Source organism: Streptomyces sp. NPDC055749 (assembly GCF_053617235.1).
This window is the reverse complement of the sequence record NZ_JBSHFH010000039.1, coordinates 1-21,308: the sequence shown is the minus strand read 5'-3', so window position 1 is coordinate 21,308 and position 21,308 is coordinate 1. Positions and strand designations below refer to the sequence as shown.

Genomic DNA, 21,308 nt, shown 5'->3' with positions numbered 1-21,308 from the left:
CCGACGGCCCGCCCCGGTGGTGACGATTACTGCGTGGGCGCTACGGCTTCAGCACTACGCCTTCGGCAGCTCGACGCCGACGGCCTTGGCCACGTCGGCGAGCATGTTGCCGGCGGCCTGGACACCGATGCCGGACATCCAGGTCTCGTCCGGGACGGTGAAGACCTTGTTGTCCTTGACCGCCTTCAGGTCCTTCCAGACCGGGTTGGACGTGACGTCCTTCTGCTGCGTCTTGTCGGGCTCGTCGGCGACGGTGACGAAGACCAGGTCGGCCTCGGCCTTGTCGATCTGCTCGGGGCTGACGTCCAGCATCGTCATCGCGGGGTCGCCGGAGTTCTGCGAGGCGGGGCGCGTCAGGCCGATGTCGTTCAGGACGATGCCGCTGTACGCGGACTTCTGGTAGAGGCGGGTCGGCCCGGCGACGAAGCGGACGACCGAGGCGGAGGGCATCGCACCGTCGTACTTGGCCTTGATGGCCTCACCGAGGGCCTTCGCCCGGGCCTCGTAGCTGTTCAGCGCCGTGTCCGCCTGTGCCTCCAGGCCCAGGGCCTCGGCGTGGACCTTCAGGTTCTCCTTCCACGGAGCACCGGTGGTCTCGGTGAAGACGGTCGGGGCGATGCCGTTGAGCTTGTCGTAGACCTTCTCGTGCCGGACCTTGGAGGAGAGGATCAGGTCGGGCTTGAGCGAGGCGATCAGTTCGAGGTTCGGCTCCTCCATGGGGCCGACGTCCTTGACGTCGCCGATCTTGTCCTTGAGGTAGTTGGGGAAGCCGCCCTCGGTCTTCATGTGCGGTGAGACCGCGCCGACCGGCTCGATGCCGAGCAGGGTGACGTCGTCCAGCTCGCCGGTGTCGAGTACGACGACCTTCGTGGGCTTGGCGGGGATCTTGGTGTCACCCATGGCGTGCTTGACGGTGCGCGGGAAACCGGCGTCCGCGGCGTTGCCCGCCGCGGGCTTGGTGTCGTCGGCCGCCTTGTCGCTGCCGCAGGCGGCGAGCGTGCCGGTGCCGAGGGCGACGGTGAGCAGTACGGCGCTCAGCCGGCGGGTGCCGTGCAGGGGAGCTCGTGTCGTCATGAGGGTTCGTTGTCCTTGCTGTGAGCGGCGGTTGGAGCTATTACGGGCGCTGACGACCCGTACCGGACGCGCGCTGCCCGTCCGGTACGGGTCTCTGCGTAGGTGGCTGGGCCCTAGGCGAGGACGGGGGCGGTGTGCCGCGCCGACCTGTCCTTGGGGATGACCAGCGGCGTGCCGGTCTCCGGGTCGGGGATCACCCGGCAGTCGACGTCGAACACGGATTTGACGAGCTCGGCGTCGAGCACATCGGCCGGGGCTCCGGCGGCGGCCAGTTCCCCTTCCTTGAGGACCACGAGGTGGTCCGCGTAGCGGGCGGCCTGGCCGAGGTCGTGCAGGACCATCACGACGGTGCGTCCCGCCTCGGCGTGCAGTTCGGCGACCAGGTCGAGTACGTCGAGCTGGTGGCGCAGGTCCAGGAAGGTGGTCGGTTCGTCGAGCAGGAGCAGTTCGGTGTCCTGGGCCAGGGCGAGCGCGATCCACGCGCGCTGCCGCTGGCCGCCGGAGAGCTGGTCCACCGGCTGGTCGCGCAGCGACGTGGTGCCGGTACGCTCCAGCGCCTCGTCCACCGCCCCTTGGTCGGTCTCCGACCAGGGGCTCAGGAACCGCTGGTGCGGGTAGCGGCCGAGGCGGACCAGCGCCTCCACGGTGATGGAGTCCGGGGTGACGGGCTGCTGCGGAAGCAGGCCCATTCGGCGGGCCAGCGACCGGGCGGACATCCGGTGGATGTCCGCGCCGTCCAGGGCGACGCTGCCGCCGGCCGGGGCCAGCAGCCGGGTCAGCCCGCGCAGCAGTGTGGACTTGCCGCAGGCGTTGGGGCCGACGATGGCGGTGATCGCGTTGCCGGGCAGGACCAGGTCGAGGCCGCCGATGACGACACGGTCCCCGTATCGCAGGTCGAGGCTGTGCGTGGACAGCTGGTTCGGGGCGGTCTGTCGGCTCATGCGGCACTCCGGTTGACGGGCCTGCTCTGGCGGATCATCAGGACGAGGAGCCAGGGGGCGCCGAGCGTGGCGGTGACCACGCCGACCGGCAGCCCGTTCACGGGCAGCAGGTGCTGCACCACGAGGTCGGCGGCGAGCAGCAGTACGGCGCCGCCGAGACCGGTCAGGACCAGCGTCCCCGCGGTCGGCGGCCCGGCGACGAACCGCACGAGGTGGGGCACGGCCAGTGCGACGAAGGCGACGGGGCCGGTGAGCGCGGCGGCGAGCGAGGCCAGCGTGACGGCGGTGACGAGGAGTTGGAGGCGTGCGGCGTCGGTGTTCAGTCCGAGCCCGCCCGCGGAGTCGTCGCCCAGGTCGAGGACGGCGAGCTTCCGGTGGAGTGCGAAGGCGATGCAGAGTGCCACGGCCATGGCGCCGCCCGCCGCCCACACCTCCGTCCATGTCCGCCCGTACAGCGAACCGGTGGTCCACTGGAGCGCCGAGTTGGCGAGCTCGGCCGGGAAGCGTACGACCATGAGGTTCACGGCCGCCGCGAGACCGGCCTGGACGGCGAGCCCGACCAGCACCAGCCGGGCCACGGAGACCCCCGACCGCCAGCCGAACACGCCCAGCAGCAGCGCGGCGAGCAGTCCGCCGCCGAGCGCCGCCACGGGGATCAGGGTCTGCGAGGTGCCCGTGGCGAGCAGGACGACCGCGCCGAACGAGGCACCGCCCGTCATACCCATCACATCGGGGGAGGCGAGAGGGTTACGGAACAGCCGCTGGAGCATCGAGCCCGCCACCCCGAGCCCGACCCCGGCGACGAGGGCCGCGACCATCCGGGGCGCCCGGAACTCCTGCACCACGAGCACGTCGGCCGGATCGCCGAGCCCGATCAGGGCGCGCAGCGCGACGGATGCGGGCAGCCGCAGCTGACCGGTGGTCACGGCGAGGGTCACGAGCACGAACAGGATGGCGATGCAGCACACCCCGAACACCAGGTTCTTGCGCCGCTGCCGGGCACGAGCCCGGCTCGGCGCGGTGGTGGCCCTGCTCTTCCCCTCCCTCTCCTTCTCCCTCTCCCGTACGACGTTCCCGCTCATCGGGCCACCTTCCGGGCCAGCACCGCGAGGAGCGGCGCACCGAGGAAGGCGCTGACGATGCCGACCTCCAGCTCGGACGGGCGTACGACGACCCGTCCGAGAACATCGGCGGCGAGCAGCAGCAGCGGTCCCGCGATCAGACAGCCGGGCACCAGCAGCCGGTGGTCGGAGCCGATGGCGAGTCGTACGAGGTGGGGTGCGGCGAGTCCGATGAAGGCGACGGGCCCGGCCACGGCGACCGCGGAACCGGCGAGCAGTACCACCGCGATCCCGCCGGCCAGCCGGATGCGTCCCACCGGCACGCCGAGTGCCTGGGCCGAATCGTCGCCCAGTGCAAGGGTGTTGAGGGCCGGGGTGATGGCCAGGGCGAGCACAAGCCCGATCACGAGTGTCGGCAGGACCGGCCACAGGACGTCGAGGGTGCGCCCGGACAGCGAACCGGCCAGCCAGAACCGCGCCTCGTCCAGCGTGCGCGAGCTGGCCAGCATCACGGCCTGGGTCCAGGACAGCAGCACCATCTGGATGACGACACCGCCGAGCGCGAGCCGTACGGGGTCGATGTCACCGGAGCGCCGGGCGAGCGCCTGGGCGAGGAGCCCGGCTGCCGCTGCCCCGGCGAAGGCGAACCACACGTATTCGATGGGCCTGGTGAGGTGCAGCGCGTAAATCGCGACGACCACGGCGAAGCCGGCGCCCGCGTTGATGCCGAGGGTGGTCGGTGAGGCGAGCGGGTTGCGGGTGATTCCCTGCGCCACGGCTCCGGCGACGCCGAGCGCGGCACCGACGACGACGGCGACGACGGTACGGGGGAGGCGGAGCCCGGTCACCACGATGGCATCGCGTCCGTGGGCGTCGTTGAAGAGCGCGTCCAGGACGGTGGCCAGCGGAACCGAACGTGCCCCGACGGCGAGGCTCAGCGCGACGCACACCACCAACGCCCCTAACCCCGCGAGGAGTAAAGGGATCCGCAGTAGCGACGGGGCCGAAAGGGCGACCTGCTCTTTCTTGGACACGTGAGGAGATTTTAGGTTAGGCAATCCTAATTCTGTCAATCAGCTGTGGGGCTCGACTTGGTCACGCCGCCGCCGCGCGGTGCGCTCGCGAGCAGCGAAATGACGGCTAAGGTGAGCCTTACCTTGCCCTCGTAGCACGTGTGTTGTCGTCCGCTGTCGTCTGTTGTCGCCCGCTGTCGCCCAAGGAGTGCCGATGACCGTGGCCCCGGCCGCCCCACCGACCGGCCCCGCCGCACAGAGCGCGACCCTTCTCGCCGCGACGTACCGACGTCTGACCACCCACTGCGAGACGCTGCGCGTCACGATCGCCGAACGCCGCCCTCACTCCCAACACGGCCCCACAGCGCACGACTTGGCAACATCCCCACCCCACCTCGCCGCGTTCGTCGAGGCGGAGTCGGTGCGTATCCGCAGCCGCCACGACCACACGCCCCGCCCCGACGTGGCCGCGTCCCGCGCCCTGCACGACTACCTCTGGTCGGTCAGCCTGCTGATGGCCGGCGCCTGGTACCTGGACCGCCGAGTGCCGCGGATCCACCCCGCCGACGTACAAGTCGACCTGACCGGAGGCGTGTTGCACATCACTCCAGGCGCGTTCGCCTGCCTCCCCGACGACCCGGCCGCCGGCCTCCCCGGCACCCGGGTCCTGGCGAACGAAGAGGCACTGCGCACCGAACTCCGCGCGGCGGTCGCGGACCACGTGGGCCCTCTGCTGACCGCGATGGCCCCCCAACTGCGTCGCGGCCCGCGAGCCTTGTGGGGCATGGCGGGCGACGATCTCATCTCCGCGATCTGGCACCTGGGCCGCACGCTGGGCCAGGAGGAACAGGCGCTACGCGCGGCATCCGAACTCCTGCCGTCCCCCTCGGCCCCGTTCCCGTCCGGCGCCAACTTCCGCCACCTGACCACCCGCGACGGCACCGACCACCCGACCCGCACCCGTCTCGGCTGCTGCCTGTACTACACGATCCGCCCGTCGGAGGCGTGCATCACCTGCCCGCGCACGTGCGATGCGGAGCGGTTGCGCAGGCTGGAGGGGGACGGCCTTCCGGCTGCGTAGGTGAGTGACTGATTGCGGAGCCTGCGTAGCGAATCGCGCTACGCAGGCTCCGCGAGCGGCGGCGATGATTACGGGGCGGACAGGGCGCTCGCCCTCACGGCTGGACGCTACGGCTGCGGGCGCAGGCCGTCCATGACCACGGCGAGGTAGGCGTCGGTGAGTTGCGCGGAGGCGGGCCGGGTCCGGGCGATCGCGTAGGCGGTCTGGCCGATCAGGGTGGTGGTGACAGCGGGGTCGAGGTCGGTGCGCAGCGCGCCGTCCCGCTGCGCGCCGACGACCATGTCCTCCACTGCCCGCACCAGTTCCTTCCGCAGCGCCGCGGTCGCGGGCAGTTCCCGTCCGTCCAACTGCTCGCTGATGGCGTGGTGTGCGGACTGGAAGGTGATCAGCTCTGCTAGGAACGTCCGCAGAGCCTGCTCGGGGCCGGCCTCCTCCAGGAGATGCCCGGCGCGGCGTACGACCGGTTCGAGCAGGCCGGACACCGCCGCGTCGAGCAGTGCGTCCTTGCCGCCGAAAGTGCGTACCACGGTCGCCGCACCCAGGCCCGCCCTCCGGGCAATGGCATCGACAGTGAGGGTGGCGTCCGGTTCGGCCAGCAGTTCCGTGGCGGCCTTGAGGGCGAGTTGTCGGTTGCGTACGGCGTCGGCCCTGCGGCCACCGCTGGGTGTTGACATCTGAAACGTCCATTCCACATACTCAACTGGAACGTGTATTTCAGTTAGCGTATCGCAAGGGGGACGTCATGAACGAGCGCATCCTGATCTCGGGCGCGAGCATCGCCGGGCTGACCCTCGCCCACTGGCTGGCCCGCCACGGCTTCCGCCCCACCGTCGTCGAGCGCGCACCGGACCTGCGCACCGGCGGCAACGGCGTCGACGTACGCGACCAGGCCGTCGAGGTCGTGGAGCGGATGGGGCTCATGCCGCGCGTCCGGGCCGCCGCCACCGACGTCCACGGCATGAAGTTCGTCGACACCGACGACCGTGCCGTCGCGCGCATCGACATCCGCGCGGCCGGGGCCGTCGAGATCATGCGCGGCGACCTGGTGGCCCTGCTGCACCAGGCGGCCGGGGCCGACGTGGAGTACCTCTTCGGCGACTCCGTCCGCAGTCTGGAGCAGGACGACCACGGGGTGACGGTCTCCTTCGATCACGCCGGCAGCCGTCGCTTCGACCTGGTCATCGGCGCCGACGGCCTGCATTCCACGGTCCGCCGTCTGGCCTTCGGACCGGAGGAGCGCTACCTGCGGCACAAGGACCACTACTTCGCCTTCGCGGACACCGATGCGGCCCTGGGGGAGAACCACTGGGTGACGATGTACAACCGGCCGGGCAGGATGGCCGGGATCTACCGCTCAGGCAACCATGCCCAGGCCAAGGCGTACTTCATGTTCCGCTCCGCCCCTCTCGCCTACGACCACCGCGATGTCGAGGAGCACAAGCGCCTGGTGAGCGAGGCGTTCGCGGGTGAGTCCGGCTGGCGCATCCCCGACCTGCTCACCGCGTCACTGGCGGAGGAGGACTTCTACTTCGACGCCCTCAGCCAGGTCCACATGGACTCTTGGTCCACCGGCCGCGTGGCCCTGGTGGGCGACGCCGCCTGGTGCGCCTCCCCGGCCTCGGGCGCCGGCGCGGAACTCGCCCTGGTCGGCGCCTACCGGCTGGCCGGCGAACTCGCGGCGGCTCCCGGCGACCACCGGCTCGCCTTCGCCCGCTACGACGCCACCCACCGCTCCCTCGTCCGCACCAAGCAGCGGATCGGCCCCAACGTCCGCCTCATGGTGCCGAAGTCCGCGGCCGGTCGCCGGATCCGCGACGCCTTCGCCCGACTCCCGCTGCTGCGGATCCTCGCCACGCTCGACCGGCTGAACCGGGCAAAGCGCACCGCGCCGCTCCCCGATTACGCACACCGGCAGGTCGGCTGATCCGCCACTTCACGACCTGCGCCACGGCCCGGCGCCCCTCGCCCATGCGGCCGGCGCCGATCTGATGGGCATCCAGGACACGCGCATGCAAACGGCCCCGGACGAGGAGTCCGAGGCCGAGTGGAGCGCCTCCCTGGGGGGTAAATCCCCAGGTCAGCGGCATACTGCGTTGTGCCCCCGGCAGGATTCGAACCTGCGACACCCGCTTTAGGAGAGCGGTGCTCTATCCCCTGAGCTACGAAGGCGCGCCTGGTGACAGGTCGCGGTGGTGCGGCCTGTGAAGGCCGAGCCACCGCCGTCAGTGTAGCGGGTGGTCCTTGATCCGCAGGAGGGGACAGGGGGCACCGGAGCGTGTGGTGCGAGTGCGGGGAAAAGTCAGTGGTTGATGTCGACCACGATGCGGTTCGGGGCCGTGAGCTTGAAGATCTTGTACGAGGAGTAGTCGTCCAGCGCGAGGCCGATGTGGAACGCCCGTGCCTCGGGGTCGACGATGTCGGTGCGGCCCTGGCCCTTGAGGCTGGGGAGGTTGTACGTGGCGTACATCGGGCTCGTGTACAGCACCGTGGAGGTGTTGAAGTCGAACGTGGTCGCCGGGGAGAGGTAGATCTTCAGGTACTCCTTGCCCTGGATCGGGACCACGTGCTCGTTCGTCTCGTCGCCGCAGCACTTCAGCGGGGTCGTCTGGGTGCTCGTCGTCCACTGGGGGATCGTTCCCTCGCCCAGGTCGATCACGAAGCGGTCGAAGCCGGGGTGGGTCGCGGCGCGTACTCCTATGACGCAGATTCCCTGGCAGTCCGGAGCGGCGGATGCGGCGGATGAGGGTGTCGCTCGGGCCTGCGGTGTCGTGATGAGCAGGGCGCCGGCCGTGCATGCCACTACCGAAGCCCAGGCGCGCGCGTGTGCCTTGAGAGCCATGTGAAGTCCCTTCCCCGATCACCGATTTGTCCTGTGACAGTAGGGACGCGGGCGAGGGAATTGATCTGCTCATGATCGGTCGGCCGGTTTCTGCCGTGATCACCTGCGGGGTTCGGGGAAAGATGTCCGGAAGCAGTTCCCCGGGCCCGAGTTGGTGCAACAGGCGGGAGTCCAGGGAGAGTTGGGAGAGAGATCGCAGGTGTGCACTGGCCCGCGGTGGCGCTCGTGCGCCACCGGGCCGGGGCCCCGATCGGTGTGTGCTCCGGCTCTTGCCGAGCAGAGTAGGAAACGCACCTTGAAACGAAGTATCAGACAGCGGCGGGCGCGAGGGCCGGTGGTCGTCGCGACCGCGGTCGCGCTCCTGGCGACCCTGCCCTCGCAGGCCGCTGCCGTGGATCCGAAGATTCCGGACGGCGCCGCGCAGGGCTGGTCGGAGCGGGCAGGCAAGGACGGCAAGGCGGGCAAGGCAGGCAAGGACGGCGAGCAGCCGGCCGCCGCCATTCCCCCGGAGCGGCGCGCGGCCGTGCAGGGCAAAGGGTTTGCCGCTTCCAAGGATGTGGCGTGGACCACCTCCGGGGACGCGGAGGGCTTCCATGTGCTCGTGGCCGACGCGGCCAAGGGGTACGAGTGGAAGACCGCCGCCACCCTGTCGGAGCCCGGCTTCGAGGCCGATGCCTGGATCGGGAACGCCTGCGTCTCGGAGTCCGGGAAGCTGGCGGCGGTGGCCTACGCGCCCCGTACGTTCACGAACAAGCCCGAGCTGATGGTGCGCGGCGCGTTCACCGCCGTCGTGGACCTGGAGTCGGGGAAGGTCACCAAGCTTCCGCACCAGGCGGCACTGGCGTACTTCTCGCCCGGTTGCGGCGCGGGTGACAACGCTGTCTTCACCCAGCTCTCGCACGACGGGGACAAGCAGTCCGGGACCCGTCTCGTCTCCGTCGACCTCGCCAGTGGCAAGGCCGCGAAGCCGGTGCTGTCCGACGGCCAGGTGACCTCCGCGGTGCCGACGGCGCAGGGCATCGTGGCGGCGGACGGGGCGCGGCTGGTCAAGGTCGGCAAGGGGGGCGAGAAGGAGACCATCGCCCGTACAGGCAGCGTTCCCTTCCAGCTCCGGGCCGACGGCGACGGGGGTGTCACGTTCATCGAGCGGATACCCGGCTCCGCGAAGAAGAAGTCCGACGAGGGCGACAGCCGTGCCCGGCGGGTGAGCGCGGCGCAGATCAGGAACGGTGGCGCCGAGCCGGCCACGCTGGTCCGCGGCGGGCTGACGGACTGGGACCTGGCGTCAGCCGCAGACGGCACCGTGTACGTCACGGGCGAGGCCAGGACCGAGGGCAAGCTGCCAGGCAGTGTCAAGAACCGGGGCGACCTGGCCAAGGACGCCCGGATCTCCACCCGTGGCGAGGCCGCCGTGGGTACCGCGTGGGCGGCGGGGAAGAAGTCCCCCGTCCGTGCCGAGGCCGAGGGCGAAGCCCGTACCGTGCGGACCGAGCTGCGCATGCTCGACACCGGAAAGACGGCTGAGCTGGAGGCGCTGCCGGGCGGCAAGCCGCTCGGGGGCACGAAGGAGCAGTCCGCCGGGACCGCCACGTCGCCCGCGCTGCCCGGGGGCGGGAAAGCCGCGAAGAGTGGTGGTACGAAGACTGCCGGCGCTTCCGGTGCTTCCGGCGCCGCCGCGCTCGCCGGATCGCCCACCGACCCCGTCGAGGCCGAGCGCACCTGCGCCGTGCCGCGCAACGACATCCGCAAGCAGGCGTTCCAGCCGACTCCGCGCCAGGTGGAGTGGGCCGTGAACCAGACGGTCGCGGGCACGCTCAACAAGCACGTCTCCCGGGCGTCCAACTGGAAGAACACGGGCATGTCGGCCTACCAGCCGCAGTCCCTCTTCCCGCTGGACCTGATGTACGGGGACACCAACGGCGTACCGGACCGCACCGACGACTGGCACATCCCGTCGCAGATCATGCTCGGTATCACCGCGCAGGAATCCAACATGTGGCAGGCCACCCGCTTCGCCGTCCCGGGTGTCACCGCGAACTCCCTGATCGGGAACTTCTACGGCGTCGACTACGCCCCTGACGGGGAGCAGACGGACCCGTGGCTGATCAACTGGGCCGACGCGGACTGCGGTTACGGCATCGCCCAGGTCACCGACGGCATGCGCCTCGCCGACCAGGGCGTCAAGCTGAGCAAGACGCAGCAGGAGGCCGTCGCGCTCGACTACACGGCGAACATCGCCGCCGGTGCGAACATCCTCATCGAGAAGTGGAACCAGACCGCGAAGACCGGGCTGACCGCCAACAACGGCCACCCGCGGTACATCGAGAACTGGTTCTTCGCCCTGTGGGCCTACAACTCGGGGTTCTACGAGAAGGGCGGCGACCCGTCGGGCGGCGACGACCACTGGGGTGTCGGCTTCACGAACAACCCGGCCAACCCCATCTGGAAGTACAACCGGACCCCGTTCCTGGAGAACGCGGACGGCGGGGACGACTACTCGCACGCCGCGAACCCGCAGCACTGGCCGTACCAGGAGAAGGTCATCGGCTGGGCCGCCCGGCCCATCGCCGCGATGTTCGGTCCCGGTGACATCCAGGCCGGCTACCGCCCCGCGTGGTGGACCAACAACGGCTACCGCACGATGGCCAAGCCGCCGATCGACCTGTTCTGCACCATGGAGAACAACGACTGCTACGCGGGCCGCATCGGCGACGGTGACTCCAACGACCCCGGTCAGGGCGCCTGCACCCTCGACGAGGGGAACAAGGACACCAACCCGCACTGGCTGCACTGCTGGTGGAACACCTCGGTGGAGTGGAAGGACTGCACCATGCTCGCGATGTGCGGCAACGCCGTCCATCGGTTCAACGACACCTACGTCGAACAACCGGACGCGAACTCCTACCCGCCGCAGTGCGGGATGGGCGGACTGCCGGCCGGGGTCAAGATCGTCGAGGACATCCCCTACGGCGCGATGCCGGCGGGGAGCGCGAGCAGATCGTGCGGTGCCTCCACATCGGCCGGGAAGTTCGAGTTCAGCTTCACCGGGTGGAACGGCACGTATCCAGGAAAGATGGACCTGCACCAGGTCGGGGCGGGCGACAACAACCACTTCTGGTTCTCCCACACCAGGGACAGGACCACGGCCGACGGCAGCCGGCTGTTCACCACCGGCAAGTGGACGCTGGACGAGTCCGCCATCGGCTGGACCAGGGTCCTGGTCCACATGCCCGACCATGGCGCGCACACCCGCCAGGCCGCCTACGTCGTGGGCGGCACGGACTCCGATTCGCCGGTACGCGTGGTGCCGCAGCGCACCCGTGAGAACCGCTGGGTGAGCCTGGGAGTCTTCCGCTTCACCGGCACGCCCACGGTCTCCCTGTCGACCCACACCGCGGACGGCGGCACCGGGGAGGACGTGGCCTGGGACTCCGTCGCGTTCCAGAAGCTGCCCGGAAAGCCGAAGCACCAGATCGTGGCCATGGGTGACTCCTTCTCCTCGGGCGAGGGCGCGTCCGACGGCAACGCGGACTACTACAAGGAGACCAACTACCGGGACCCGCAGAACGAGGAGACCCGCAACGCCTGCCACCGTTCCAAGAAGACATGGTCGCGCCAGGCCAGGACGCCGGGGGCGTTCGCGTCCGTCGGTGAACTGGCGGACAGCTGGGACGCGAGCATGGACTACCACCTGATCGCGTGCTCGGGAGCCCGTACGTACAACATCCTGAAGCACCCGGAGAACGGCGAACTGCCGCAGATCGACAAGGGGTATCTGGACCAGAACACCAGCCTGGTCACGATCTCCATCGGCGGTAACGACTCCCGCTTCGCCGACGTCATCCAGAAGTGCCTGATCTCGTTCGGCTCGGGCAGCTGCGAGACGAAGGCGTTCGAGTCGCACGAGCCGAAGATCGACCGGGACGTCGACGGGGACGGCACGATCGAGACCAACCGGGACGGCCCCTATCAGGGGCGTCAGATGCAGGAGGCGCTGCCTCTGCTGATCACTCAGGTGGTGAAGGCGGACATCGGCGCCGCCATCGACCGGATCCACAGCAAGGCGCCCAACGCCAAGATCATGCTCATGGGCTACCCGAAGCTGATCTCGGGAGACGCCGGCTGTCTGCGGCTCGGCCCGCTCGGACTCTCCAAGGAGTCCAACGACTGGCTGAACTTCATCGCCGCGCACCTCACCAGCGAGATGAAGGACGCCGCGCTGCTCGCCCGGGGCAGGGGCATCGACGCACGGTTCTCCGACCCGACGACGAACTTCGACGGCAAGGGAGTCTGCGGAAACCCGGAGAGCATTCACGGCATGGTCAAGACGCTGACCGACAGCGACAACACGGTCAAGGACTGGCCGATTCTCAAGGACTACGGTCTCTCGGCGCAGTCCTTCCACCCGAAGATCGGGGGCGCCCGGCTGTACGCGGACGCCATGGAGTGGACGATCGACGGCTGGGTGTAGGTGTAGCCCAGTAGCTGACGGGAGGCCGGCCGGGGTTGTTCCCGGCCGGCCTCTCCGCCTTCTCCGTGCGGCTACTTGCCCGGCACGGTGTGGTAGGTCGCGTTCAGCGTCCACTCGAACAGCGTGCCCCCGCGTTTCCGCAGGTCGGACAGGGTGACATCCGCGGGCTCCGAGACGCAGCGGCTGTAGACCGTCGGGCGTGTGGCGCACGGGTCGGGGTGCTTCAGCTTCTCGCTGTCGCCCGCCACGTCCCAGGACAGCTGCTCCCCGCCCTTGACGCTCGCGATCGAGGGCCGGTAGGCGTGCGGGCTCTCGTAGGTCCTGTCCTCGTAGTAGCGCAGGGCGCCCCGGATGGATTCCGGGTTCCAGACGGCGGGGGTCTTCATGGTCCCCAGCTCCCGCAGCACCTCCTGCACGGGGCGGTCCACGACGAAGTACAGGTGCAGCCGCATCAGGCAGTTCATCGCGGTCCGCTCCGGCGGATTCGGGTCGAAGTAGTTCTTGCCGGCGCCCCGCGCGCAGGTGTCCACCACGGTGGTACGCAGCGCCGGGCCCCACGGGGACCCCTTGCCGATCTCCTCGGCCCTGGCACGCAGTTCACGCTCGGTGCGCTCGCGCTTCTGGCGGACCTCGTCGGAGGTGGCGATTCCCTTGAGCTTGCTCTCGCTCGGGCCGCCGGAGCAGGCGGTGACGCCGGCCAGGAGGAACACGAAGAGCAGGGATGCGGCCTGGCCGGACCGCCGGCGTAAGCGTGAAGTCATGGGACGAGTCTCCTCCAAGGCCGGGACGGGGCCGGGACGTGCCAGGGCGGCGGACCGGTCCGGTGGCCGGTCCGCCGCCCTGGTTCGGATCCGGGGTGTCCGTTACTTGAGTGCCAGGCTGTGGTTCGATCCGGCGGCGATCGCGGTCACGCCCGAAGTGGCCGCGACCGGCACGTAGTTGGCTCCGGGCGCGGTGCCGCCCCACGCGATGACCTTGCCGCCCTTGAGGGCGAGGCTGTGGGAGTCGGCGGCGGCGATGGCGGTCACGCCCGAAGCGAGGGCGGCCGGCACGGCGGCGTGGTTGCTCTTGCCCCAGGCGATGACCTGGCCGTTCTTGAGGGCCACGCTCTGCGAGAACCCGGCCGCGACGGCGGTCACTCCGGTGGTGGCCGAGGCGGGGACGTTGTTCTGACCGGCCCAGTTGTCACCGCCCCAGACGATGACCTTGCCGTTCTTGACCGCCATGTTGTGCGAGTGCCCGGCGGATATCGCGGTCACGCCGGACTGGGCCTCCACCGGCACATCGAGGACGCCCCCGATGTTCGAGCCGCCCCAGGCTATGACCTTGCCGTCCTTCAGGGCCAGGCTGTGGTCACCCCTGGCGACAATGTCCGTCACACCGGACTGGGCCTCGACCGGGACGTTCAGCTGGCCGCGGGCGTTGCTGCCCCAGGCGATGACCTTGCCGCCCTTGAGGGCGAGGCTGTGGTCGTATCCGCCCGCGATGTCGGTCACTCCGGACTGGGCCTCGGTGGGGACGTAGATCTTGTTCGTCTGGCAGTCGGGGACGCCACTGCAGATCCAGGTGCCCCACATGAGGACCTTGCCGTTCTTGATGGCGAGGCTGTGGTAGTCGCCCGCGTCGATGGCGGAGACCCCCGACTGCGCCTCTGCGGGGACGGTGGCCTCGCCCCAGTTGTTCTCGCCGACGGCCCAGGCCAGGGTGGTCCCGGTCGCGGTGGCGCTCCCGGCTGTCGCGTGGACCGGTGCGGCGCCCAGGGTGATGAGCAGGCCCGCTCCGACGGCTGCCGCGAGGCGCAGCGGAGTACGTGAAGTAATCGGCATGTCGACGTCCTTGTCATGTATCGGATAAGAGTGGTCAGGAAGCGGCGAAGGCCGGCCCCCGCAAAAAGGGGGCCGGCCCGTCCCGTGGGGGGACGATCAGCGGCGGGGGCTGAACGAGATCACGTCGCCGGCCCGCTCACCGCCGGAGAGCTGGCCGTTGCGGTCGGTACGGATGTAGACGCGGTGCAGCCACCGGTCCTTGCCGTCCCACCGCGGCGAGAACGGCGTACGGGCGTGCGTCGTACGGAAGTTGTCGATGATGAGTACGTCACCGGGGACCAGGCTGACTTCCTCGGTCACGTCGTCGAGAGCCGCGGACAGCGCCGCCACGGCTTCCTTGTCGGCGGGGTCCACCGGGGCGAGGAGCTCACGGTCGTACCCCAGCAGCGGGTCCTTCTCGTCGCCGTACAGCGGCTTGACCTCGGCTATCGCCCCCGGGTCCTCCACGCCGCCGCGGAACGCCACGTCGACCATGCACGGCATCTTGCGGTCGAAGAGGCGCGCGCGCACCTCGTCCGAGAGCAGCGGCAGCGCCTTGCGGACCGAACCGACCAGGGTCTTTGCCTTGCGCTCGTGGTCGGCGCGGGAACAGGCGAGCATCACGTAGTTGGGCTGGAGGACGTGGTACGCCATCTCCGTGTGGAACTCCAGCAGCGTCTCGGAGGTCTCCGACGACAGGTGGTGGGCACCCGGCGACGGGTACACGTCGTGGTAGACGGTGCCCGAGCGGAGCTCCTGGTAGCCGGTGTGGAGTCCGAGCCTGCGCCCGACGAGCGCGAGCATCGCCTCCATGGTCAGCAGCCCGCGGTCCACCGGGGCCGGGGTGCTGGTCGGGGTGGCGGGCAGGGCGTCGCCCTGGTCCACCGGCAGTCCGCGCAGCAGCAGATAGCCGTCGGTGTTGCCGTCGGCGTTGAACTCGTCGAGAGCGGCGCCCAGGTGCTGGGGCAGCTCCACCGATTGCTTCTTCGCGGAGTCCAGGAAGGCGTACAGATCGGCGCGCGGGACCTTCGGCAGCCGCGCGGCGAGCGCGCGGAGCTGATCGCTGTCGCGTGTGCAGTCGATGATCGGATCGGTCATGGTGCGTTGTCTCCTTCGCTTCTGGGGCGATGGGCGCGGGCGTACTGGTAGAGCAGTTCCGCGCCGATCTCGGTGGCCAGGACGGAGGTGATCCCCGCGTGGTCGTAGAGCGGGGAGACCTCCATGACGTCGAAGCCGACCGGTTTGAGGTCCCCGATGCAGCGCAGCAGCGCGAGGACCTCGCGGGAGGTCAGTCCCCCCGGGGCCGGGGTGCCGGTGCCCGGGGCGAACGCCGGGTCGAGTACGTCGATGTCCACCGAGACGTACACGGGGCGCTTGCCGACCCGTTCGCGTACGAGGTCGGCGGTCCGCGACACCGGGTTGTCGGCGAACTCGTCGGCGGTGACGATCCGGACGCCGTGCCCGCGGGCGTAGTCGAGCGAGTCCGGCTTCGGGTTGTGCCCGCGGATGCCGATCTGGACCATCGCCGACGGGTCGACGATCTTCTCGTCGATGGCGTGCCGGAACGGGGTCCCGTGGTGGAACTCGCCGCCGTAGAAGGCCGGGTTGGTGTCGGAGTGCGCGTCCAGGTGCACCACCGCCACCGGGCCGTGCTGGTCGGCGACCGCCCGCAGGGCCGCGAGGGTCAGCGAGTGGTCGCCGCCGAGCATCAGGAACGCCGCGTTGTCCGCGAGCAGCGCCTTGAGGTGCTGCTCGGCCGTCTCCATGGCGATGTGCATGTTGAACGGCGTCAGGTCGATGTCCCCGGCGTCCGCGCACCGGATCAGATCGAAGGTCCCCGGGCCGCGGTCGATGCCGACACCGTGGATGAGCCCCGACTCGGCGCGGATGGCGCGCGGGCCGAAGCGCGCGCCCGGACGGTAGCTGGTGCCGCCGTCGTACGGGGCTCCGATGACCACCATGTCGTAACCGCTCGGCTCGGTGTCGAGCGGCAGCCGCATGAACGTGGGGATCTGTGCGTAACGGGGCGAGACGTGCGAATCGATGCGCTCCACTGCTTCACTCCCCTTCCTGGGCCGGGCTGTGACCGGGCACGGGCGCGGCGTGCAGCTGGGGCGATCCCGCCGGCCGTCGCGAGGACGGCACGGAGCGGCGCTCCTTGAGCTGGTCCGCGACCTCGCCGACGACGTCCCAGGTGGAGACGTGGTCCGGGTGCTCGCCCTTGACGACGGTGCGGTCGAACAGCTCCTGCACGACCTGCCGCTTGGCGCTGGGCACGGACTCCTCCGGTACGCCGTGCTCCGTGAGGATCAGGCTGAAGGCGGAGGTGGTGCCCGAACCCTCGTGCACGCCGAGCTTGGGCCGGGTGACGGTCTCGTGCGGGAGCAGCTCGGCCATCGCGGCCCGCAGCACCCACTTGTCACGCCCGTACCGCCGCTTGAGCCCGGCCTCCAGGGAGACCAGGTGGTCGAGAACCTCGCGGTCCCAGTACGGGTGCGTGGTCCAGTGCCCGTACATCGTCGAAAGCACCGGCGACATCTCGTTGAGGCCGTCGAACGTGGCCATGTCGTACGCCACGGCCGAGTCCAGGTCCGGCAGCCGGTCCTCGCGGTGCATCCCGGCGAGCGGGATGTCGGCCCCGTAGCCGGTGAGGATGCGCCGCTGCGGTCCCTTGAGCGTCCCGTAGAGGGAGTTCAGCGGGAGCAGGTACTCGATGATGTCCGGGTCGAGCGACTCCGCGGACCAGACGGTGTGCGGAAGCCGGGCCAGCAGGTCCGAGGTCTGCAGCGTCAGTTCGCGGTGGTTCGAGCCGAGGTGCTCCGCCACGACGCGGGCCTGCGGGAACTCGTCCGAGGTCTCGGTCCCCATCGATACGGTGTCCAGCGCGCCGGCTGCCCGGTGCGCGAGCGCCGCGACCCCGGAGGAGTCGATGCCCCCGGACAGCACCACGAGCGGAGGCCCGTCAGGGCCGAGCCGGGAGCGTACGGCGGTGTCGAGGACCTCGCGCAGCGACTGGACCGCCTCGTCCTCCTCGACGATGCGGCGTGACAGCGCCGGTGCCCACGTGCGGTGGGCGTCGGTGGTGCCCGTCTTGAGGTCGATGGCCAGCACGGTGCCGGCCGGCACCTGGTAGACCCCGGCGAGACGCCGTACCCGGCGGGCGGACGGGACCGGCAGGCCCATGGGTCCGCCGTGTCTGGCCAGCGTCTTTGCCTCGGTCGAGGCGAAGACCTCGCCGCGTCCCGGCCGGATGTACAGCGGGACGGAACCGGCGTGGTCGGTCGCCAGGTACACGCACTGGCCGGTGGCGACCACTGCGGCGAACCGGCCGTTGACGAGGCGGAACGCGTGGATTCCGTAGCGTTGGAACAGGTGGAGCAGCAGCTGTGCGTCGCCGGTGTCGGCACTGGATGACGGGAGTGACGGGAGTACGGACCGGAGGTCGTCCCCGTTGTAGATCTCGCCGACGGCCAGCACGGCGATGTCCGCCTCGCGGGCCAGGGCGGGTTCGGGGGAGACGTTGGGGGCGTGGACCAGCGACGCGGTGACGGTCTGCGTCTGCAGACTTTCCCGGACGCCGGTGCTGGTGCCCTGGGTGGCGTGGGCCGCACCGAGGACCCGGTCTCCGTCCAGCTGGGCGGAGACCAGGAATCCGTAGGCGGCAGGAGACTCCTGCGCTGACATGATCAGATGCTCAGTGCCCCGAAGCCACCGGTCGTGAAGTCATAGTTGACCGGTACTTCGATGAGGAAGGGGCGGCCGAGCTCGGCTCCCTTGCGCAGCGCGGCGAGCAGCTCCTCGCGCGAGGTGGCGCGGGTCGCGTCGACACCGTTCGCCTCCGCGAGGGCGACGAAGTCGACGCTGCCGAACTTGACCGCCGGGTCGTGGCTGCGGCGGTGGCCGAGGTTCTGGTAGAGCTCGATGAGACCGTTGGTGTCGTTGTTCACGACGACCGTGACGATCGGCAGGTTGAGACGGGCGATCGTCTCCAGGTCGGCGCTGTTGGAGTGGAAGCCGCCGTCGCCCGCGATGAGGAAGGTGGGCTCGTCGGGGCGGGCCATCTGCGCGCCGATGGCCGCGGGGATGCCGTAGCCGAAGCTGGAGCAGCCGGCCGAGGTGAGGAAGCCGAACGGCTGGTCCGCGCGGGCGAACAGCACCCCGTAGTGACGGAAGAAGCCGATGTCGGAGACGATCGTGCCGCGGCCCGCACCCGCGGACTCGGCCATGACCTCGTTCATGGAGTCCATGACCTGGTGGACGCGCATGCCGTCCTCGTACTCGGTCGGGTCGGCGAGGAACTCCGCGATCCGCGCGCGCAGCGGGGCGATGTCGTGCCGGTCCTTCGCGGCGAGGTCCTTGGTGGCCGCGTCGACGTGCTCGACGAAGGCCAGGACGTCGGTGACGACGTCGATGGTCGGGCGGTACACCCGGGGGATCGGGTTCGGGGTGGGGGAGATGCGGACGGTCTTCTTCTCCTGGCCGCGGGCCCACATCGAGGGCCGCAGGTCCTCGGCGTAGTCGTAGCCGACGGTGAGGACGACGTCCACCGGGGCGAACAGGGTCTCCAGGGCCGGGAAGCCGAGGATGCCGTCCATGTAGCCGGTGACAGCGCCGTAGTTGAGCTCGTGCTCGTGCGGCAGGATGCCCTTGGCGATGTACGTCGTGATGACCGGGATGTTCAGCCGCTCGGCCAGGGCGCGGATGGCGTCCACGGCGCCGGAGCGGATGGCCGCGGCACCGACGGCCAGGACCGGGTGCTTGGCACCGCGCAGCAGCTCGACGGCCTCGTCGGCTGCGCTCTTCCAGTCGGCGTCGACCATGCCGGTGGGCTTGGCCACGGTGCGGGCGGCCGGGCGGTCTGCGAGGTCGATGCCCTCACTGGAGCCCAGCAGGTCGACCGGGAGGGAGATGAAGGAGGGGCCGACCGGCTCGGTCATGGCCGCGGACACCGCGGAGTCCACCAGGTCGGTGATCTCGCTCGGGCGCTCCAGCTCGACGGCGTACTTCGTCATCGGTTTCGCGATGGCCACCAGGTCGAGGCACTGGTGGGTGTCGTTGGGGAAGATGTCGTGCGACTCGGACTGCGCGGCCAGCGCGATGACCGGCGAGCGGTCCAGGATCGATGTGGCGATGCCCGTGGAGAGGTTCGTCATTCCGGGGCCGAGCGTGGCCCAGCACGCCTGCGGCCGGCCGCTGATACGGGCGAGCACATCGGCGGCGACACCGGCGGTGAACTCGTGCCGGGTGAGCACGAACTCGATGCCCTCGACCTCGTCGAAGAGGATCGAGGCGGCCTCGCGGCCGACGACGCCGAAGACCTTGTCCACACCGTGCTCGTGCAGCCGGGTCAGCAGTGCGTGGGCAGCTGTCGGTTCGTTCTTGGGGCCGGTCGATACGCGGGACATGGCTCTCCTGGGCGTTCAGCGATGGGCAAGACCTGAGAACCGTGACGGTCGCCGCTCTTCGCCCTCTCTCTGCCAGATATTCGAGGAGGGGCCGGAGAGAGGGCGGAGACGGGTGGGAGTGACGCTCCCCGAACTCTGATGCGGAAGCGTGCCCCTCCCAGCGGGCCGGTCGGTCTCAATCAAAAAGGATGTCCGCGGTGCCTTTTGAGCGAGTTTTAGCGTCTGTTCCCGTTGCGCCGGCGCAGTTCCCCTTTTCCCGCGCCGACCTGCAGCTTCTGGACACGGTGGCGGGATGCGGAGACCTCGCGGAGGTGGCCCGGAGACTCGGTCTGCGACAGGGATCGGTCGAGCGCAGGCTGGACCGGCTCGACAAGGACGTGGACCTGGCGCTGACCCGGCGCGGCTGTCATTCCGCTCAGCTGACCGCGGCCGGTTCTCGACTGCTCGTGGCCGGGCGACGCTTCTTCCGGCAGGTCGACCTTGCTGCCCGTACGGAGATATTCGGCAGCGGTCCTGAGGCCCTTGACGCCCCGGACGTGCTGTCGATCGCTTCCGCCGAACCGCTCCTGGAGGACGTTGTCGAGGATGCTTCGGCCACGCTGGGCGTGCTGCTGTCGATCAGTCACGACACCCCGCACGGGGCGCTGCGGCAACTGGCCGACTTCTCCGTGGACGCCGTGCACACCTGGGGCTTCGACACCCCGGACGCCTCGGTCGACCGGGCGGTGCGGGTCTACGACGTGCTCGACGACGCGCTGTGGGTCACGCTGCCGTCAGGTCACCGACTGGCCGACCGGGAGTCCCTCGCGCTCGCCGACCTGATGGACGAGAACTGGGTGAGCGAGGCGGGGCCCGGCTCCGAGGCGCTGGTGGAGCGGGTCTTCCACGCCGCGGGTCTGCCCAAGCCCCCGCGTCTCCAGGTCGCCGGGGCCTCGGTCGTCCGGGGCATGCTGCACCGGGGCGACGTCGTCGGCCTGGGCTCGCCCACGGGCCCGGCCCTGCACACCCCGAACCTCGTGCACCGGTCCGTCGTCGAGCGCCCCCGCCGCACCTGCTCGCTGATCGTCGACCCGGCCGTGGTGCCGGGCGCACTGGCCGAGCAGCTGGCCACGCTGCTCACCGCCCGCTATCTGGGGCGGTTCGCCGAGCACCACCAGGACATGCTCCGCGACCCCTGGTGGGCCCAGTGGTACGGGGAACAACTGGACCGCCAGGACGCGGGAGCGGGTACGGCCGCTTCGCACACGTCACCGGAATCCCCGTCGGTGCCGGAATCCGGGCAGCTCGATGTCGAGGATCTGCATCTGCTGCGCGCGGTCGCCCAGCACGGCAGCATCAACCGGGCGGCGGCGGTGCTCTCCATCAGCCAGTCCGCCCTGACCCGCCGGATCCACCGGCTGGAGTTCCGGCTCGGCGCCAGGCTGCTGCTGCGCAGCTCCCGGGGGACCTCGCTGACCAGCTCCACCCGGCAGTTCCTGCGCCAACTGGACGCGTTCGAGACGGAGTTCCACGGTGCGGGCGTCGCGGCCCGCAGAAGCACCGGCCGGCCGGTCCCGCACCGCAGATGGACGAAGGCCGGGTAGTAGCAGCAGGTGTGCGGGACGGCCGGCCGCGGCGG

At 70.1% G+C, this 21,308-nt stretch carries 15 protein-coding genes, 1 tRNA gene and 1 pseudogene; 4 read left to right on the top strand and 13 right to left on the bottom strand.

Annotation, left to right across the window (positions count from 1 at the left end):
- Nucleotides 1-54: 54 nt before the first annotated feature.
- The 4 genes from ACWGO0_RS25880 to ACWGO0_RS25865 form a co-directional block, all read right to left on the bottom strand.
- A complete protein-coding gene (locus tag ACWGO0_RS25880; protein ID WP_453539643.1) occupies nt 55-1,074 on the bottom strand; it encodes an ABC transporter substrate-binding protein in 1,020 nt (339 codons plus the stop codon).
- 113 nt (nt 1,075-1,187) lie between these two features.
- Nucleotides 1,188-2,015: an ABC transporter ATP-binding protein gene (locus ACWGO0_RS25875; RefSeq protein WP_453539640.1), complete on the bottom strand. Its 828-nt coding sequence runs from the start codon at nt 2,013-2,015 to the stop codon at nt 1,188-1,190.
- Complete coding sequence (locus ACWGO0_RS25870) at nt 2,012-3,097, bottom strand: FecCD family ABC transporter permease (RefSeq protein ID WP_453539638.1); 1,086 nt, start codon at nt 3,095-3,097, stop codon at nt 2,012-2,014. Before ACWGO0_RS25870 ends, ACWGO0_RS25875 begins: the two co-directional genes overlap by 4 nt.
- Nucleotides 3,094-4,062, bottom strand: a complete 969-nt coding sequence (locus tag ACWGO0_RS25865) for a FecCD family ABC transporter permease (protein ID WP_453539773.1) — start codon at nt 4,060-4,062, stop codon at nt 3,094-3,096. The genes ACWGO0_RS25870 and ACWGO0_RS25865 overlap by 4 nt, the downstream gene beginning before the upstream one ends.
- A gap of 241 nt (nt 4,063-4,303) precedes the next feature.
- Between ACWGO0_RS25865 and ACWGO0_RS25860 the strand changes: the two genes are divergently transcribed.
- Complete coding sequence (locus ACWGO0_RS25860; protein WP_453539635.1) at nt 4,304-5,170, top strand: (2Fe-2S)-binding protein; 867 nt, start codon at nt 4,304-4,306, stop codon at nt 5,168-5,170.
- A 107-nt stretch (nt 5,171-5,277) separates the two neighbouring features.
- Here the strand turns inward: ACWGO0_RS25860 and ACWGO0_RS25855 are convergent, their stop codons facing one another.
- Nucleotides 5,278-5,844, bottom strand: a complete 567-nt coding sequence (locus tag ACWGO0_RS25855) for a TetR/AcrR family transcriptional regulator (protein WP_453539632.1) — start codon at nt 5,842-5,844, stop codon at nt 5,278-5,280.
- Nucleotides 5,845-5,912: 68 nt separating this feature from the next.
- On the opposite strand from ACWGO0_RS25855, the gene ACWGO0_RS25850 reads away from it, so the two are divergent.
- Nucleotides 5,913-7,094, top strand: a complete 1,182-nt coding sequence (locus tag ACWGO0_RS25850) for an FAD-dependent monooxygenase (protein ID WP_453539629.1) — start codon at nt 5,913-5,915, stop codon at nt 7,092-7,094.
- A 172-nt stretch (nt 7,095-7,266) separates the two neighbouring features.
- Here ACWGO0_RS25850 and ACWGO0_RS25845 read toward each other — a convergent pair.
- Together ACWGO0_RS25845 and ACWGO0_RS25840 are read right to left on the bottom strand one after the other, a co-directional pair.
- Nucleotides 7,267-7,339, bottom strand: a tRNA-Arg gene (locus tag ACWGO0_RS25845).
- 130 nt (nt 7,340-7,469) lie between these two features.
- Complete coding sequence (locus ACWGO0_RS25840; RefSeq protein WP_453539626.1) at nt 7,470-8,009, bottom strand: AMIN-like domain-containing (lipo)protein; 540 nt, start codon at nt 8,007-8,009, stop codon at nt 7,470-7,472.
- Nucleotides 8,010-8,304: 295 nt separating this feature from the next.
- On the opposite strand from ACWGO0_RS25840, the gene ACWGO0_RS25835 reads away from it, so the two are divergent.
- The gene (locus ACWGO0_RS25835; RefSeq protein ID WP_453539623.1) at nt 8,305-12,480 is read left to right on the top strand and encodes a NocE; all 4,176 of its coding nucleotides are present in this window, start codon (nt 8,305-8,307) and stop codon (nt 12,478-12,480) included.
- Between the two features lie 71 nt (nt 12,481-12,551).
- Here ACWGO0_RS25835 and ACWGO0_RS25830 read toward each other — a convergent pair whose 3' ends face one another.
- The 6 genes and pseudogenes from ACWGO0_RS25830 to ACWGO0_RS25805 all read right to left on the bottom strand — a co-directional run bounded on the left by ACWGO0_RS25830 (nt 12,552) and on the right by ACWGO0_RS25805 (nt 19,690).
- Nucleotides 12,552-13,241 carry a hypothetical protein gene (locus ACWGO0_RS25830; protein ID WP_453539620.1) on the bottom strand — a complete coding sequence of 230 codons (690 nt, stop codon included), beginning with the start codon at nt 13,239-13,241 and terminating at the stop codon, nt 12,552-12,554.
- 102 nt (nt 13,242-13,343) lie between these two features.
- Nucleotides 13,344-14,306 (bottom strand): RCC1 domain-containing protein, encoded by a 963-nt coding sequence (locus ACWGO0_RS25825; RefSeq protein ID WP_453539617.1) that lies wholly within the window; start codon nt 14,304-14,306, stop codon nt 13,344-13,346.
- Nucleotides 14,307-14,402: 96 nt separating this feature from the next.
- On the bottom strand, nt 14,403-15,383 hold the full coding sequence (gene cs1 / locus ACWGO0_RS25820) for a clavaminate synthase Cs1 (RefSeq protein WP_453539614.1): 981 nt from the start codon (nt 15,381-15,383) through the stop codon (nt 14,403-14,405).
- Complete coding sequence (gene speB / locus ACWGO0_RS25815) at nt 15,380-16,339, bottom strand: agmatinase (RefSeq protein WP_453539611.1); 960 nt, start codon at nt 16,337-16,339, stop codon at nt 15,380-15,382. Before speB ends, cs1 begins: the two co-directional genes overlap by 4 nt.
- Before the next feature lie 109 nt (nt 16,340-16,448).
- A pseudogene (locus ACWGO0_RS25810) lies at nt 16,449-17,969 on the bottom strand (asparagine synthase-related protein); the annotation flags it as partial.
- A 2-nt stretch (nt 17,970-17,971) separates the two neighbouring features.
- A complete protein-coding gene (locus ACWGO0_RS25805) occupies nt 17,972-19,690 on the bottom strand; it encodes a thiamine pyrophosphate-binding protein (protein WP_453539608.1) in 1,719 nt (572 codons plus the stop codon).
- A 311-nt stretch (nt 19,691-20,001) separates the two neighbouring features.
- On the opposite strand from ACWGO0_RS25805, the gene ACWGO0_RS25800 reads away from it, so the two are divergent.
- Nucleotides 20,002-21,273 carry a LysR family transcriptional regulator gene (locus ACWGO0_RS25800; RefSeq protein WP_453539605.1) on the top strand — a complete coding sequence of 424 codons (1,272 nt, stop codon included), beginning with the start codon at nt 20,002-20,004 and terminating at the stop codon, nt 21,271-21,273.
- Nucleotides 21,274-21,308: the final 35 nt, after the last annotated feature.